The organism is Amycolatopsis sp. NPDC058340 (assembly GCF_042723975.1).
GTDB lineage: Bacteria > Actinomycetota > Actinomycetes > Mycobacteriales > Pseudonocardiaceae > Amycolatopsis.
In genome coordinates this window covers 22,993-38,748 of sequence record NZ_JBHXIB010000069.1, presented here as the reverse complement: position 1 = coordinate 38,748, position 15,756 = coordinate 22,993, and the positions used below count along the sequence as shown (strand labels likewise).

General features: G+C 69.8%; 15 protein-coding genes. 5 read left to right on the top strand and 10 right to left on the bottom strand.

The features are described from left to right. Nucleotides 1-630: 630 nt before the first annotated feature. The 3 genes from ACFWIW_RS38930 to leuC form a co-directional block, all read right to left on the bottom strand. On the bottom strand, nucleotides 631-1,296 hold the full coding sequence (locus tag ACFWIW_RS38930; protein WP_125691922.1) for an HU family DNA-binding protein: 666 nt from the start codon (nucleotides 1,294-1,296) through the stop codon (nucleotides 631-633). Nucleotides 1,297-1,549: 253 nt separating this feature from the next. Next, a complete protein-coding gene (leuD, locus tag ACFWIW_RS38925) occupies nucleotides 1,550-2,152 on the bottom strand; it encodes a 3-isopropylmalate dehydratase small subunit (RefSeq protein ID WP_063273591.1) in 603 nt (200 codons plus the stop codon). 40 nt (nucleotides 2,153-2,192) lie between these two features. Further along, complete coding sequence (gene leuC, locus ACFWIW_RS38920) at nucleotides 2,193-3,611, bottom strand: 3-isopropylmalate dehydratase large subunit (RefSeq protein ID WP_378373076.1); 1,419 nt, start codon at nucleotides 3,609-3,611, stop codon at nucleotides 2,193-2,195. A 79-nt stretch (nucleotides 3,612-3,690) separates the two neighbouring features. On the opposite strand from leuC, the gene ACFWIW_RS38915 reads away from it, so the two are divergent. Then, entirely contained in the window at nucleotides 3,691-4,392 is a 702-nt protein-coding gene (locus tag ACFWIW_RS38915) for an IclR family transcriptional regulator (protein ID WP_007031477.1), read from the top strand. Nucleotides 4,393-4,458: 66 nt separating this feature from the next. On the opposite strand, the gene ACFWIW_RS38910 is transcribed toward ACFWIW_RS38915, so the two are convergent. From ACFWIW_RS38910 to eccCa, 6 genes are all read right to left on the bottom strand, one after another. Continuing rightward, nucleotides 4,459-4,851, bottom strand: a complete 393-nt coding sequence (locus ACFWIW_RS38910; protein ID WP_378373075.1) for a hypothetical protein — start codon at nucleotides 4,849-4,851, stop codon at nucleotides 4,459-4,461. A 187-nt stretch (nucleotides 4,852-5,038) separates the two neighbouring features. After that, nucleotides 5,039-6,139 carry a hypothetical protein gene (locus ACFWIW_RS38905; RefSeq protein WP_378373074.1) on the bottom strand — a complete coding sequence of 367 codons (1,101 nt, stop codon included), beginning with the start codon at nucleotides 6,137-6,139 and terminating at the stop codon, nucleotides 5,039-5,041. 103 nt (nucleotides 6,140-6,242) lie between these two features. Next, entirely contained in the window at nucleotides 6,243-6,659 is a 417-nt protein-coding gene (locus tag ACFWIW_RS38900) for a hypothetical protein (protein WP_378373073.1), read from the bottom strand. 12 nt (nucleotides 6,660-6,671) lie between these two features. Next, nucleotides 6,672-8,150 carry a hypothetical protein gene (locus ACFWIW_RS38895; RefSeq protein ID WP_378373072.1) on the bottom strand — a complete coding sequence of 493 codons (1,479 nt, stop codon included), beginning with the start codon at nucleotides 8,148-8,150 and terminating at the stop codon, nucleotides 6,672-6,674. Nucleotides 8,151-8,159: 9 nt separating this feature from the next. Further along, nucleotides 8,160-8,543, bottom strand: a complete 384-nt coding sequence (locus ACFWIW_RS38890) for a hypothetical protein (protein WP_378373071.1) — start codon at nucleotides 8,541-8,543, stop codon at nucleotides 8,160-8,162. Nucleotides 8,544-8,637: 94 nt separating this feature from the next. Further along, on the bottom strand, nucleotides 8,638-12,612 hold the full coding sequence (eccCa, locus tag ACFWIW_RS38885) for a type VII secretion protein EccCa (protein WP_378373070.1): 3,975 nt from the start codon (nucleotides 12,610-12,612) through the stop codon (nucleotides 8,638-8,640). A 139-nt stretch (nucleotides 12,613-12,751) separates the two neighbouring features. Between eccCa and ACFWIW_RS38880 the strand changes: the two genes are divergently transcribed. After that, nucleotides 12,752-13,054, top strand: a complete 303-nt coding sequence (locus ACFWIW_RS38880) for a hypothetical protein (RefSeq protein ID WP_378373069.1) — start codon at nucleotides 12,752-12,754, stop codon at nucleotides 13,052-13,054. Between the two features lie 4 nt (nucleotides 13,055-13,058). Next, nucleotides 13,059-13,370 (top strand): hypothetical protein, encoded by a 312-nt coding sequence (locus tag ACFWIW_RS38875; protein WP_378373068.1) that lies wholly within the window; start codon nucleotides 13,059-13,061, stop codon nucleotides 13,368-13,370. A gap of 266 nt (nucleotides 13,371-13,636) precedes the next feature. Here ACFWIW_RS38875 and mycP read toward each other — a convergent pair whose 3' ends face one another. After that, nucleotides 13,637-14,917 carry a type VII secretion-associated serine protease mycosin gene (mycP, locus tag ACFWIW_RS38870; RefSeq protein WP_378373067.1) on the bottom strand — a complete coding sequence of 427 codons (1,281 nt, stop codon included), beginning with the start codon at nucleotides 14,915-14,917 and terminating at the stop codon, nucleotides 13,637-13,639. A gap of 118 nt (nucleotides 14,918-15,035) precedes the next feature. Here mycP and ACFWIW_RS38865 point away from each other — a divergent pair, with 118 nt between their 5' ends. Next, nucleotides 15,036-15,407: a YbaB/EbfC family nucleoid-associated protein gene (locus tag ACFWIW_RS38865; protein WP_378373066.1), complete on the top strand. Its 372-nt coding sequence runs from the start codon at nucleotides 15,036-15,038 to the stop codon at nucleotides 15,405-15,407. Continuing rightward, on the top strand, nucleotides 15,404-15,748 hold the full coding sequence (locus tag ACFWIW_RS38860; protein WP_378373065.1) for a hypothetical protein: 345 nt from the start codon (nucleotides 15,404-15,406) through the stop codon (nucleotides 15,746-15,748). The genes ACFWIW_RS38865 and ACFWIW_RS38860 overlap by 4 nt, the downstream gene beginning before the upstream one ends. Nucleotides 15,749-15,756 lie beyond the last annotated feature (8 nt).

The window sequence follows — 15,756 nt, the reverse complement described above, 5'->3', positions numbered from 1 at the left end:
GCGCGTTTTAGTGCGCGGCCCGTCCCCCCCCCCCGCGCCCCGCCCCCGCGCCCCCATCCACGCGTCGTCTCGCCCTCCCCCCCCCGCCCCGCCGGGGGGACGTCGCCAACCCCCCGCTACAGGGCTATTTGAGGACTGGCTGGGCGTATCTGCGCGCCGCGGGGGTGTCGCGGCGCCCCCTGCGTCGGCCGAGCCCGCCGCCGCCCCCCGCCGCTCCCCACGTTGCCAAAGCCACTTTCGCAACGTTGAAGGTTGCGAAAGTGGCTTTCGCAACCCCTCGCGTCAGGCTTGGCCCCTCAAGGAAATCCGCAGCCGCTCCCCCACGTGGGTGACGTGCCTACTCCGGCTGTGTCGATGCCGTCGCTCCACTGTGGAGCCAGCCACCGGGACGGCGCGTCCATCGGGGTGACAGGGAAAGCCCGGGCGAAGCGGATTCTTTTCCGCTGACTTCGCCGCGCCGGGCGAGAATCGCGTCACATTCGCCCCGCAAGGCGGCGTGGATCCATGGCGGGACAAGATCCCCGGAGACCGCGCGCGAGCGTGTCAGAGCGAACCAGGGGCCCCGAAAATGCGGCAAGGCCCCGCGCGGTGCGCGGGGCCTTGCCGTTGGCTCTCTCCTGAGGAGGGAGCTTACTTCTTCTTCGCGGCAGCCGAAGTCCGCTTGGCCGGAGCCTTCTTCGCGGGAGCCTTGGCAGCGGTCGCCTTGGCGGCCGGCTTCGCGGCGGCCTTGGTGGCGGTCGCCTTCTTGGCCGTGGTGGCGCGAGTCGTCGCCTTGGCGGCGGTCTTCGGCGCGGCCTTGGCGGCGGTCGTCTTGGCCGCGGCCTTGGTCGCGGTCGCCTTGGCGGCCGGCTTCGCGGCGGCACGCGTCGTCGTGGCGGCGGCGCGCGTCCGCGTGGTGGTGGAACGCGTCGCGGCCGGGCGGCTGGCGGCCGTCCGGGTCGTCGTCGCGCGGGTGGCGGTGGCACGAGTCGCGGTGCCGGCGGTCGCGCGCTTCACAGCGGTGGCCTTCGGCAGCTTCTTCGAACCACTGATGACGTCCTTGAAGGTCGTGCCGGCGCGGAACGCGGGCACGTTGGTCTTCTTGACGCGAACGGTCTCACCGGTGCGCGGGTTCCGCGCGGTGCGGGCGGCGCGGGCGCGCTTCTCGAACACACCGAAGCCGGTGATGTTCACCTTCTCGCCCTTGTTGACCGTCCGGATGATGATGTCGACAAGGCCATCGACGGCCTCCGACGCGACCTTCTTGTCGCCCAGGCGCTCCGACAGCGCCTCGATCAGCTGGGCCTTGTTGGCCATTCCAGTCCTCCAAGAAGAACTACTTGTACACGGCCCCGTCGGCCGACTTAGCGCACACGGTATTACCAATGCAGCACAAATTCCAAACGACGCGCGGAAATTTCCCTTGTCTCGGGGGCTGTTCCGCCTCCCGAGGGACCCCTTCGGGGCCTCTCGAGGTGCCGTTCGGTGTGGTTTCGGGGCTGTGTCCAAGACCCCCGGCCGGGGTGCGGATTCCCTGCTCAGCAAGGGAATCCGCCCCCTTCGACCGGCCCTAGGAGGAGGCCGCCGGGAGGGTCACCGGCTTCCAGGAGGGGCGCTGGGTCTCGAAAGTGTCGATCTCATCCGCGTGGCGGAGTGTCAGGGCGATGTCGTCGAGCCCTTCGAGGAGCCGCCAGCGGGTGTAGTCGTCGATCTGGAAGGGCGCGGTGAAGTCCTTGGCCCGTACCGTCTTCGACTCGAGGTCCACCGTGACCTCCGTCCCGGGCTCGTTTTCGAGCAGCTTCCACAGCAGTTCGACGTCCGCCTGCTCGACCTGAGCGGCGACAAGGCCCTGCTTGCCGGAGTTGCCGCGGAAGATGTCCGCGAACCGGGAGGAGATGACGACCCGGAAGCCGTAGTCCATCAAGGCCCAGACCGCGTGCTCGCGGGAAGAACCGGTGCCGAAGTCCGGGCCCGCGACCAGGACCGACCCGTTCTTGAAGGGCTCTTGGTTGAGGATGAACGACTCGTCGGACCGCCAGGCGGCGAAGAGCCCGTCCTCGAAGCCGGTGCGGCTCACGCGCTTGAGGTAGACCGCCGGGATGATCTGGTCAGTGTCCACGTTGGACCTGCGCAGCGGGACCCCGACGCCGGTGTGGTGGGTGAACGCGTCCATGTTGGGAACTCCTTCGCGGATGTCAGCGATGTCAGTGCCGTCAGCGGGCGACGGCGGGCTGCAGGTCTTCGGGGCTGGACAGCGTTCCCCGCACGGCCGTGGCGGCCGCCACGAGCGGCGAGACCAGATGCGTCCGGCCGCCCTTGCCCTGCCTGCCTTCGAAGTTGCGGTTCGAGGTCGACGCGCTGCGCTCGCCCGGCTTGAGCTGGTCCGGGTTCATGCCGAGGCACATCGAGCAGCCGGCCTGACGCCATTCCGCGCCCGCTTCGGTGAAGACCCGGTCCAGCCCTTCGGCTTCCGCCGCCTGGCGGACGCGCATCGAGCCGGGGACGACGAGCATCCGCACCGAATCGGCGACCTTGTGCCCGCGCAGGACCTCCGCGGCCGCCCTCAGATCCTCGATCCGGCCGTTCGTGCACGAGCCGAGGAAGACGGTGTCCACCGCGATCTCGCGCAGCGGCGTGCCCGGCTTCAGGTCCATATAGGACAGGGCCTTTTCAGCGGCGATGCGCTCGTTCTCGTCGCCGATGCGCTCCGGGTCGGGCACCTCGGCGCCCAGCGGCAGCCCCTGGCCCGGGTTGGTGCCCCAGGTCACGAAAGGCGTGAGCTCGTCGGCGTTCAGGCGCACCTCGGCGTCGAAAACGGCGTCGTCGTCCGTGCGGAGTTCGCGCCAGTTCTCGACGGCGGCGTCCCAATCGGCGCCCTGCGGCGCGTGCGGGCGGCCCTTCAGATACTCGAACGTCGTCTCGTCCGGCGCGATGAGCCCGGCGCGCGCGCCGGCTTCGATGGACATGTTGCACACCGTCATCCGGGCTTCCATCGACAGCTTTTCGATGGCTTCGCCGCGGTACTCGAGGACGTAGCCCTGCCCGCCGCCGGTGCCGATCTTCGCGATCACCGCGAGGATGATGTCCTTCGCCGTGACGCCGGGGCGCAGGGCGCCGTCGACCGTGATCGCCATCGTCTTGAATGGACGGAGCGGCAGGGTCTGCGTGGCCATCACGTGTTCGACCTCGGAGGTGCCGATGCCGAAGGCCATGGCGCCGAAGGCACCGTGCGTCGAGGTGTGACTGTCGCCGCACACCACGGTCATCCCGGGCTGGGTCAGGCCCAGCTGCGGGCCGATGACGTGCACGATGCCCTGCTCGGCGTCGCCCATCGGGTGCAGCCGGACGCCGAACTCCTTGCAGTTCGCGCGAAGGGTGTCGACCTGGGTACGGGAAACGGGATCCGCGATCGGCAGCTCGATGTCGATCGTCGGGACGTTGTGGTCCTCGGTGGCGATGGTGAGGTCGGGGCGGCGCAGTTTCCGGCCCGCCAGGCGGAGTCCGTCGAACGCCTGCGGGCTGGTGACCTCGTGCAGCAGGTGGAGATCGATGTAGAGCAGATCGGGCTCGGCCCCCTCGCCGCGCCGCACCAGGTGCGACTCCCACACTTTCTCGGCCAGTGTCCGGGGCATTTCCGGCTCCTCACATGCGATGGAATAGGTACTTCCCACCATCTGGACATCTCAAACTTCGGGAAGATAGTATCGGCTTGTGGGACAGCATAGCGGTATCGGAGTACTCGACAAGGCCGTGGCCGTGCTTCAGGCCGTGGCCGAAGATCCTTGTGGCCTGGCGGAACTGTGCACGCGGACCGGTTTGCCGCGTGCGACGGCGCATCGGCTCGCGGTCGGCCTCGAAGTGCATCGCCTGTTGCGCCGCGGCCCCGACGGCCGCTGGCGGCCGGGTACCGCACTCGCGGAATTGGCGGGCGGTTCGACCGACCCGCTGCTCGACGCGGCGAGTTCGGTGCTGCCGAAACTGCGCGACATCACCGGCGAAAGCGTTCAGCTGTACCGCCGCGACGGCGTGCAGCGCGTCTGCGTTTCGACGGCGGAACCGCCGAGCGGGCTGCGTGACACGGTGCCGATCGGCTCACGGCTGCCGATGACCGCGGGCTCCGGCGCGAAGGTGCTCGCCGCGTGGTCGGATCCGCACACGCAGCGCACGATCCTCACCGAGGCGGTGTACGGGGAGCGCACCCTGCTCGAAGTCCGCCGCCGCGGCTGGGCCCAGAGCGTGGCCGAACGGGAACCGGGTGTGGCGAGTGTCTCGGCGCCGGTACGGGATTCGACGGGCACCGTCGTCGCCGCGGTGTCGGTTTCCGGGCCCATCGAACGTATAGGGCGTAAACCGGGGGCGCGCTGGGCCGCGGACCTCCTCGCCGCCGCGGACGCGCTGCAGGAGCGCCTCTGACCCCTTGAAACGAGTGAAGGCCCCCTGTGGCGCAGGGGGCCTTCATTGTTTTCGTCGCGGAAGGAATCAGAACTCGTCGGCCTTGGTCAGCTCGTGTTCGAGGGTGTCGGCACGCGTGACGAGGGATTTCAGCGGATGTTCGAACTCGTTGACCAGATTGAGGTCGACCAGCGGGACCGTGTGCTTGAGCAGCGCGACACCGTCCACCACCGCCGCTCCGCCGACCGAGTCACCGCCTGCCAGTTCGAGCAGGCGCCGCAGATCGATCTTGTCGGCCCAGCCGACCGGAGACGAGATCTCCACCCACTCCGCGCCGTCGTGGTCGGGCAAGTGGTGCAAGGACACCTGCTGGCCGCGGCCGTCCTCGGTGTCGACGCGGAACCGGAGCCAGCCGTCCCGCTCTTCGAGCACCTCGTACCGCGCCCGGACGAAATTGATCACGCCTGCCCAGATGGACACCCTCGTCACCTCTCGGTTTCGCCGCCTCGTGCGCTGTCGAGCATGGCACATCCGGGGCGGGTCCGGCCCGCGGGATGGACTCGCGCCTCACCCGCTCGTCGCGGGCCGGTGGCGGGGTGATGGCTCCTTTCGCCGCATCTCATGTGGCGAAAGGAACCATCGCGGAGGGTGCGGGGAATCCCTCGGCTCACTGCCAGGTGTCGTCTTCCAGCAGCTGCAACGATCCCGTATCCGACTCGGCGGCTCGCCGGTGGCCGGGGACGGTGGTCCCGGCGTCGGCCGCCCTGCCGCGCAGTGCCGTCGCCACCCCGTCGGTTCCGAGCGCCGGCCGCTGCTCCTCGGAGCGTTCGTGGGGATGCTCGGCCGCTCCCGGCCGCACCGTCCCGGTCGTCCCCGCGGCGTGCTGTGGCATCCCCGGCGGCAACATCCCGCCGCCGGGAGCGGTCTTCGAGGAACCGATCGTGCCACCCGGCGGGATCTCCGTCATCGGACCGCTGACGCGTTTGCCCGCGCCCGCCCGTGACGCCGGGATCCCGCCGAGCCCACCGGCGGCGCCGAGTGTCCCCAGGGGCATCGGCGGCGGCGAAGCCAAGCCGGAGGGCGGCATCCCGCCACCGGACAACGCTCCCGGCGCGCCCACGAGCGGACCGGGTGCCGACGCGTTCGGCGCCAGCCCCGCCAGGGTCAGCCCGCCCCCACCGGGATTCGACGCGGACGGCACCGCCGAACCGGTCCAGCCGTCGAGAAGGCCGGATGAGTCCGGCAGGGTTCCGCCGGAGCCGGCACCGAGGGATTCGGTCAGGCTCTGCACCTCCGTGAGCAGGTTCACCGCGGCGTCGGCCGTCTTCACCGCGTCCGCGGCGGAACCGGTGATCTGCGGGAAACCGGGCAGGATGTCGGCCGGATTCGCGATCCCGGCCGCGGTGCACATGGAGAGCATCGCCATGTCGAAACGGGTGCCCAAGGTGGAAAGGGCCGCGCCCGCCTGCTGCTGCGCCCCGAACGCCGCCGGGAAGTTGAGTGTGAGCATGAAGGCCTCGTACTCGGCGGCGAGGCCCAGCACGATCGCTTCCGTCCCCGGAAGGCTGGCCGCCAGCTCGGCCAGCTTCTCCGACACCTGGGAGTCGTCGATCCGCTGACCCCACAGCGTCAGATCGGCCAGCGACAGCTTGGTCTTCTCTTCGAACGCCCGGCCCGCGTCGTCGGTCCAGTCCGGTGCCAGGTCGTTCGCACGGGTCTGCAACTCCACCTTGGCCTCTTCGACCCAGGCGCGCGCCTCCTTCCACATCCTCGACTTCTCGGTGAGGACCGGGATACAGGCCTGTGTCTGCGAGATACACCCGACAATGACTTCCATCGGAAGTACGCCATACGGGAACAAGTGAGGCTCCTTAGGTCGTCTGCGCCGGGCCGTCGCCCGCGGCGGCCCCGGTGGAATCGGTGGTGCCGGACTGCGAACCCCCGGCCCCGGTCACCTGTTTCGCCACGCCGATCACCTTGTTCCCCAGCTTGACGCCGGAAGTGGCCAGATCGAGCGCGCTGGTGATGTCGGCGAGCGAGTAGGTCGCGGCCGCTTGTTTGACCTTCGCGCCGTAGGTGACCATGTCCGCGGTGACATAGCCCAGATAGGCGTTGATCTCGGCGGTGACGGCCACGTCCAGTACCGACAACAGCGCGCTCTCGACCATCCCCGACAGATTCGGCGGCGTGGCCAGCCCCGCGGTCACCGAGGCCGGTATCGGGGGTGCCTTGAGTTGCTGTGAGTACGCGAACATCGAACTGGGGTTACCGTCGACGACGTCGGACATATGCCCCTCCTCCTAGTATCCGGTGCGGTATTTCGGTTGATCGGTGGCCGGGTTCACTTGCCACAGGTCTTCGTCGAGCACGTGCACGACGTCGTTCTCGACGACAGGGCGCTTCCGGGCGACGGGCGGCCGGGGCGGTGTTCCCGCCCTGCCCCGCAGTGCCACGCCCGGTTCGCCGTCGGGTTTGCGCGAACGGACCGCGTTGACGTGTTCGGCGGCTCCCGGCCTGATGTCGCCACCGCCCGCCGCCCGGCCCGCGCCGCTCTGCGGGTACATCGGCATCATCCCGGGACTGCCGCCCATCCCCGCCGAGCCCGTCCCGGCGGACGTCCCCGGCAGCCCGGTGGCGAAACCCGCCGCGCCGGCCGGGGGCGAAACGGCGCCGGAAGCCGGCGAACCCGCGCCGCCGGCGCCGATTCCGCCCGCCCCCAGACCGCCGCCGACCCCGCCACCACCGCTGCCGAGGCCGGCGAGCCCTGGCAGGCCGAGCGGATCGCCCGCACCCGGAATGCCGCTCAGCGCCGGAAGATCGGCGGGTTTCCAGCCGTCAAGCGGATTCGGCACGGCCGCCGGATCCGGCACACCTGCCGAGCCGGTCCCACCCGAGCCGAGCAGCTGCTCCGCGACCTTCCCCGCCAGGTCGACCGCTTTGCCCGCGACGTCGAGCCCCTGCGACGCGAGATCCAGCTGTTCCGCGAGGGTGAGTGGCTTTTCCTCTTCGGGGGTCTCCGGGGTGTCGCCGGGATTCGGCTGCCGGGTCTCGCCGGGAGCCGGCGCCTCCGCGCCTCCTCCGGTGGCGGGAGTCCCTCCCTCGGTGCCGGCCGGTGAATCGGATTTCACCGTCGGGACCACGTCGCTGCGCGGGCCGGTCCACGCCAGTCCATTGGCGTCGGGCAGCGCGTTCTCCGACACATCGCGATAGTGGCTCCCGAGACTGTCCAACGCTCTGCCCGCCTTCAAGCGGTAGTCGTCCCAGACGGCCTTCCTGTCCTCCGCCTGAACGCCCGGCTTGTTGTCGAACAAGGCGTGATAGTCGCGGTGCAGGGTGTCCACGTAGTCGAACGTCCGCTGGATGTCGTCGGCGAGCGCCCGTAGCCGATTGGCCACATTGGACATCGTGATGCCGTGCGAGGGTCGCGGCTGGACCGTGCTCGGCAACGGCAGTGGCAGGAGGTCGATCCCGTTCGTCACGGGGATCTGCGCGTCCGGTGTCTGTACCCAGGAGCGCAGGGTGTCGATATCCCGTTTCGCCATGGCGCGGAAGGTGTCCCCCGCGCGGTCCGGCCAGTTCGAGACGAGGTTCTCCACCTGCTGGTTGAAGGCGACCGCCTTGTCCGCTATCCAGGTGGCCGCCTCGACCCACATGTCGGCCGCCGCGTGGAGTCTTTTGACATGCGGGACTTCGGCCGTGATCTTCTTGTGCTGCTCGTCGAGTCCGAGCGTGGTGTAGGTGCCCACGTCCCCGAAGAGATCCCCGAGCGTTCCGCCCATACCGGCCCCCTACTTCGGTTGTGACGCGCCGGGCACCCCTGCGGGGAGCGCCTTCGTCAGGTCCGGGAGGCCGGCCCCGCGATCGTCGCGCCAGCGCCGGAGAAGGTCCGCCGCGCCCGCTTCGTCCGCGTCGCGGTAGGCGATTCCGGAGCTCTGGGCGAACTTCCCATAGGCCGCGATGCCGTACCTGACGTTCTGGACGAAGGTCTGCAGCCGGTTCGTCGCGTAGGCGTCGGCCTGCACGAGCGGGCCGCATTCCCGCAGGCCGCCGCCGCAGGCGGCGTCGACGGAACGCGACATCAAGTTCGGGACGTCCTGCACGATGCTGTGGAAACTCCGGGCGGCCTCGATCATCACCACGGTGTCGCCGTCGACGGTTTCGCCGGATCCCATGTCCTGCTCCCCTTAATCTGTTACGTCTCGAGAAGGCAACCACGCCGGCGACGTGGCGAACGGGCCGCGACAGGAAGCGGCCACGCGGCACCGGTCATTCCTTCGGCGGCAGCCAGGCGACCTGGGTCAGGCTCTTCCCGCCACGCCGGTCGACCAGCCAGCCACGGCCGGGCGGGAGCACCTGAGGCCGCATTCCGCCGAGCAGCGGGCCTTCGTCCCGGTCGCCGGACATCATGAGCCCGGACGCGCCGACGTCCCGCAGCCTGGCGAGGAACGGCTCACCGAGGCCGAGACCCGCACCTCCGCTGCGGCGGGCGAGCACGACATGCAGGCCGATGTCCGAGGCCTGTGCGATCAACGGGAAAAGCGCGAAGAGCGGGTGGTCCTTGTGCGTCGCCACCATGTCGTAGTCGTCGACCAGCACGAAGATCTCGGGGCCCGTCCACCAGCTGCGGTTCCGCAGCTGGTCGGTGGTGACGTCCGGGCCCGGCAGTCGCGCGGTGAGCTTTTCGGCCAGCTGTGCCAGCAACTCGGTGCTGTGGGCGTCGTTGACCCCCATGCCGATCAGGTACTCGCCGTCGACCTCGCCGAGCAGTCCCCTGCGGTGGTCGATGAGGACGATCTGCGCCTCTTCCGGTGTGTACGCCTGGCAGATCCGCCTGGCGAGCACCCGGAGGAAGTTGGTCTTGCCGCTGCGGATGTCCGCCAGCACCAGGAAGTGCGGATCGTCGGCGAAATCGAGGCGCAACGGACTGAGGTCGCGCTCGTGGATGCCGACGGCGAACCCGGCGTCCGGTCCGGACGGCTCGTCGGTGGCCGGGAGTTCCAGATAGGGCAGGACGGCAGGCAGCAGCCGGACCGAGGGCGCGGACGGCCCCGGCCACGCCTTCTCGACCGCGGCCACCATGGCGGCCACCCCGGCCGTCAGATCCTCGGTGCCGGAAACCCCGTCCACCCTCGGCAGCGCGACCAGCATCTGGTGCCCGCTCATCGCGACGCCCCTGCCCGGCGAATCGGGCGGCACACTCATCGCGGCCCGCCGGTCGATCACCGAATCGATCGGGTCGCCGATCTTCAGCTCCAACGTGCTGACGAACAGATCCCTGACGTTCATCCGCAGATCGAAGGAGCGGGTGGCACCGGCGATGACATGGACCCCGAAGGCGAGGCCGCGCGCGATGATGTCGTTGACCGTCTCCTCGAGATCCATGAAATCGTTGCGCAGCGTCAGCCAGCCGTCGATGACGAGGAACACGTCACCGTGGGGGTCGTCGGCGAAGCCGCCTTCGGCCCGGAGCTTGCGGTAGGTGGCCATCCCGTCGATCTGGTGCTGGGCGAAAAGCCGTTCCCGTTGCGCGAGCAGGGTCGCCACCTCGGCGATGGTGCGCCGGACCGCGCCCGTGTCGAGGCGGCCGGAGACGCCGCCGACATGGGGCAGGCCCGCGATCGAAGCGAGTGTGCCACCGCCGAAATCGAGACAGTAGAACGTCGTTTCCCGTGGCGTGTGGGTGAGCGCGACACTGCTGACGATCGTGCGCAGCGTGGTGCTCTTGCCCGACCGGGGTCCCCCGAGCACCAGCACATGCCCGGCACCGCCGGACAGATCCAGCACCAGCGGGTCGCGCCGCTGCTCGTACGGCCGGTCCACGATGCCGAGCACCGGGCGCAGCGCACCGGCGAGCTCGGCCGAATCCGGGGTCATACCGCGCCGCGCGTGGCCGATCAGCGGCGGCAGCAACTGGTCGAGGGTCGGCGACTCGCCCAGCGGCGGCAGCCACACCTGGTGCGCGGGTGTTCCCCGCCCTTCCAGCCGGTCCACCAGGATCTCCAGCAGGGTCTCACCGGCGGCCTGGTCCTGATCGCCGTCCACGGCGGGTTTCTCCCGCGGATCCTCGTCGAGATCCGGGGCGAGATAAGCGGTCGTGTACTCGTGCAGCGCCAACGCCTCGGCACCCATCGAGGGCGCGGGCACCCCGGTGGAGCGCTGGTACACGCCGGACACGTAAGCGGACCGGAAGCGGTCCATCGGTTCGGTGCCGACCTTGACGAAGCCGTGTCCGGGAGCCCTCGGCAGTTTGAACGCGTCCGGCACCCCGAGCACCGCACGACTGTCCATTTCGGAGAACGTACGCAGCCCGATCCGATAGGAAAGGTGCGCTTCGAGACCGCGCAACCGGCCTTCGTCCAGTCGCTGGGAGGCGAGCAGCAGATGCACGCCGAGCGACCGCCCGACGCGGCCGATCTGGACGAACATGTCGATGAAGTCCGGTTTGGCCGAGAGCAGTTCGGAGAACTCGTCGCAGATCACCAGCAGCGTGGGGACCTCCGGCAAGGGCGCGCCCGCGGCCCTCGCCTTCTCGTAGTCGCGCAAGGAAGAGAAGTTCCCCGCCGCGCGAAGCAGTTCCTGGCGGCGGATCAGCTCGCCGTTGATCGCATCGGTCATCCGGTCGACCAGGTGCAGTTCGTCCGCCAGGTTCGTGATCACGGCACTGGTGTGCGGGAGATTGTCCAGCCTGCTGAAGGTGGCGCCGCCTTTGAAGTCGACCAAGGCGAAGTTCAGCGAGTTCGGCGGATGGGTGACCGCCAGCGCCAGCACGAGCGTGCGCAGCAGCTCCGACTTCCCCGAGCCCGTCGCGCCGATCAGCAGACCGTGCGGGCCCATTCCGTCCTGTGCGGATTCCTTGAGGTCGATTTCGATCGGGTTCCCGTCCTCCCTGATCCCCAGTTTGATCCGGAGCCGGTCGCGGTTCGGCCGGGGCACCCAGGTGTCGTCGGGGTCGAAGTCGTAGGGGTCGCCCAATTCCAGCAGTTCGGCGAGGCCGAGTTCGCTGGTCATCGGCGCTTCCCCGCGCTGGCCCGCGGTCAGCCGCAGCGGGGCGAGCTGCCTGGCGAGGCCTTCGGCGGCCACCGCGCCGAGCAGATCGGCCCGGCCGAGGGAGACCGCGCCGTCGACGGTCTCGCTGATCAGGTCGCCGTCCGCGGCGACGTCGAGGAGCACGGTGGCCCGGTCGAAGGACCGTGGCGGCGCGGTGCTCAGGTCCACCACGGTCACGCCTTCGACACCGCCACCGGTCATCAGGTGATCGGAACCGGCGACCGCGCCGCCGTCCAGCACCACGACCAGATGCGGGCCGGGCAGCCGGGTGCCCGCGTCCGGGTCGAACCTCGGCCGCGTGGTCAGTTCCTCTTCGAGCATCGACTCCAACGCGGGGACGGTCGCGGCGACCAGGCGCAGCGGGCCGAGCGCGTCGGTGCGCTCCGGGTGCAGGGCGTGCGGAAGCCATTTGACCCATTCCCAGTCGGCGCGGCGGTCTTCGCCGACGCAGACCGCGACACGCAGATCGTCCGGGGACTGCATGACGGCCAGCTGGGCCAGCATCGCGCGCAGCATGCCCAGTACGGCGTCACGATCGCCGCAGGTGTGGATCCGGCTGAAACCGTTGACCGCGATGGCGATCGGGAGCCGGTCGAGGGTGGCGTAGGTGGTGACGAACCGGCGCAGCGCCAAAGCCGACAGCGGTTCGAGCTCCTCCAGTGGTTTCGTGTCCGGGGCGACCACGGTGAGCGCCGGTCGTTGCCGTCCGCGGGCGATCCGGGCGACGGCGAAATCGGGGTCGTCCTTGCGTCGCTCCCACAGCCGGTAGCTGACGGCGAGCGACCACAGCGAGACGGGATCCGGGTGCAGGTACTCCATCGCCGCGCGCTGTTTGCGGGCCGAGCGGCGCAACCGCAACCGGTGCTGTGAAAGGTGCCGCAGGTACTTCCGCCTGGCGTGACCCATTTCCCGTTTGCTCGGGCCGCCGCCCTGCAGGAAACCCATGGCGACCATGCCGAGCATGCCGACACCCATCAGTCCGTAGACGACGAAGCGCATGGACCCGCCGATCGAACCGGAGTACATCAGCAGCATCGCCGCCATCATGGCCACCATCGGCAGCACCATGAGGATCTGCGCCCACTGCCTCGACGGCGGCGGCGGGATCTCCGGCGGTGGCTGCAGAAGCAGCTCTCCGGCGGGCATGTCCGGAGCAGGCCGGCGGGCAGGCCTCTTCACGACGACTGTCGACATACCCGAATCGTCCGGGACCGCGCGGTCTTCGCGGCGGCGATGGCAGGAAGATGCCTGTCCCCCGGGTTCGGGCGCCAGGCCGCCTACCTTCGCTGAGGAAGGACAGTGATCGTCGATCCGGCGAAGGAAGGAGAGCCCCTTGACGAATCCAGAGGTCGACCTCGATCTGGTGGCGGGCCAACGCCACGTGTCGTTCATGAACGACTCGGTCAGCCAGATCCAGGACGGCCAGCAGCGCTTGAACGGCACCACCGAGGCGATGTTCGCGATGAACAGCGGGCGGATGAACATCGCCGCCAACGACGCGTACGGCGTTCTCGGCACGCAGGTCACCAAGGTCGGCGCCGATTACACCGATACCGCCGACGGTATCCACTTCGGCCTGCAGGCGCACGGCTCCGCCGACGCGGAGGCATCGGCCGGATTCAACTACGGAAGGTAGGAAAATGGCCTTCAACACCGACAGGGTCACCGTCCGCGTGGGCGAGACCCTCGAGACGGCCCAGACCACCAAGGCGACCGGCGCGGCCGCGCGCGACAACACCGATCTCATGCAACGCCGTGCACAGGGGTTCAATGACGAAGGCGCGCAGGGGCAGTACGGCGACGCCATCGTGGCGACGGATCGCCGCAATCAGCGGCTCGCCAACGAGCAATGGGAAGGCCACGACCAGACCAGCAACGCCCTGACCAACGGGGTCCACGCATTGACGAACGCACGCGACCAGTCGATCGCCCGGTTGGGAAGCATGGGCTGAGTCTCCGCCGAGTACAGGAAGGCCCCCTCCCTAGCGTCCGACGCAAGGGAGGGGGCCTTCCTGTACTCGGTCCACCTGGCCCCCTCCCGGCCCCGATCACACGAGTTCCGCCTCCAATCACGCGTGTCGCGCCCCCAATCACGCGTGTCGTCCGTCCACACACACATGGCGTCCGTGCGGAGAAAGCGAACGGCCGCCGCTCGCGCCGATCAGGCCGTGCCGCGGCGAGCCTCCGGTGCTGACCGGACTCCGAGGCCCACGCCCGGTCAGCGTTCAGGGATCAGGAAGACCTGCTCGGGCGGTTCCGGCACTCGCGGCTCGGCGGGTATCGAAGCCGTTCTGCCCGCGCGCCAGCGCCGCTTGTTCCCGCGCGGGATGATCGCCGCCGCCAGCCCGGCCAGCACCAGCGCGACGGCCGCGGCGGCGGTCAGCCATTTCGCCGTCGTCCCGGTTTCCTCGGCCCGCGCGGCCTTCTCCAGCTTCGTGAGGTCCGGTGGCGACGGCCGGTAGGCGGGCATCGCCGCGGGTTTCTCCGGATCGAGACCGTCGGTCACCGCGCGGTAGGGATCGACCAGCCCGGCACCGTAGGCGTCGCTGCCGAGCCCGCCTCGCGCCGGGTCGGCGGTGGCCTTCAGCCGCTGGATCACCTGCGCGGCGGACAACCGCGGCCACGCCGAGCGCACCAGTGCCGCGGTCGCGGCGACGAAGGGCGCGGCGAAACTGGTGCCGTCGACCTGGGTGTGCCCGTCCGCCCTGGCGGTGGTCAGGATTTCGGCGCCGGGCGCGACGATGCCGACGTACGGGCCGATCTGGGAAGTGCCCATCCTCGCCCCCGCCCGGTCCACCGCGCCGACGCCGAGCACGCCCTCGTAGGAGGCCGGATAGGACGGCAGCCCGGCCGGCGCGTTCTGCTGCGAATTGCCCGCCGCGGCCACCACGACCGCGTCCCTGGCCACGGCGTGGGCGACGGCCGACCGGATGACGGGGAAATCGCTGAAACCCGCCAGCGACAGATTGATCACCCGGGCGCCCTGATCGGCCGCGTACCGGATTCCGGCGGCCACCGCGTCCGGGTTGATCCGCAGCGATTCGCCCCGGTCGCTGATATCCCGGTCGGTGATCCGCACCGGCAGTATCTCCGCGTCGGGTGCCAGCCCGTGAAAACCGATACCGGGCAACGGATCGGCGGCGATGATGCCGGCCACGCCGGTGCCGTGGGAGACACAGTCGAAGTTCCCCGGCAACGCCCCGGGCAGGTAGAAGTCCCGGCCCGCGCGCACTTTGCCCGGTCCGCGCAGCTGGGGATGATCGGCGTCGACACCCGAATCGACCACCGCGACCAGCACTCCCGCACCCCGGCTGCGCGGCCAGACCCGTTGCGGGTCCAGGGTTTGCAGGGCCCACGGGCGCACCTGGACCCGTTCGCGGGCCGGTTCGGGATCGTGACACGCCCCCGCCGGAGGGGCCGCGGACGCCGGAACCGCCGCGCCGGCCAGATGAATCGCGGCCAGCGCACCGGCCGCCGCGAGTGCCGCAAGTCGTCTCATTCCGGCAATCGTCGGGCAGACGGCGCCGGGTCTCACCGCGGTGGCCACAACCTGTCACACCGCCTCGCGGCCCCGTCGTTCCGGCGACACTCGTACCGGACCGAATCGAGGAGGCACGGTGGGCGACCACACCGACAGGAAAGCCGGCTACGCGAGGACGGAAAAGGCGCTCCGCGAACAGCAACGACGGATGGCGGAGATCCGGGCGACGGCCGAATCCGACGACGAGCTGATCAGCGCGACCGTCGGCGGCTACGGCGAATTGGTGGAGCTGCGCCTCGACCCGAGGGTCTTCCGCACCCCCGATTCGACGGGATTGGCTCAGGCCATCACGGAAACCGTCCACCGGGCGGCCGAACTCGCCCACGAAGAGGGTTTCGGCGTCATCTCGGATCTGTTCCCCGCCGGTGTCACCGCGGAGGAGGCCGATCTCCGCCTCGGACCCGTACTGCACGAACTGGACCGGCGGATCGCCGGAGGCGGGCGATGAGCGCGGACGACGGCGTCAGCATGGACGGCGACGGTGTGGTCGACATGTACCCGGCCGACACCGCGCAGCAGCTGACCGTGATCGACGCGGAGGGCGTTCACCTTTCGACGTCGTGGACCGGTGTCGAGAGCACGTTGGCCGCCCCCGGCACGTTCGGCCACGAGTTGCTCGGCGCCGTTTTCAACGCGCGCACGCGCGACGCGGACACTTCGATCCGTGAAGCGGCACCCTCGGCACCTCGTTTCTACAACGACATCGCCGCGGCCGGACGGCTACTGGTGAAGGCCTACGAAGCGCGCGACGCCGAGGCCGCCAACGACATCCTCATCCAGCTTTCCTGAACGGGGTC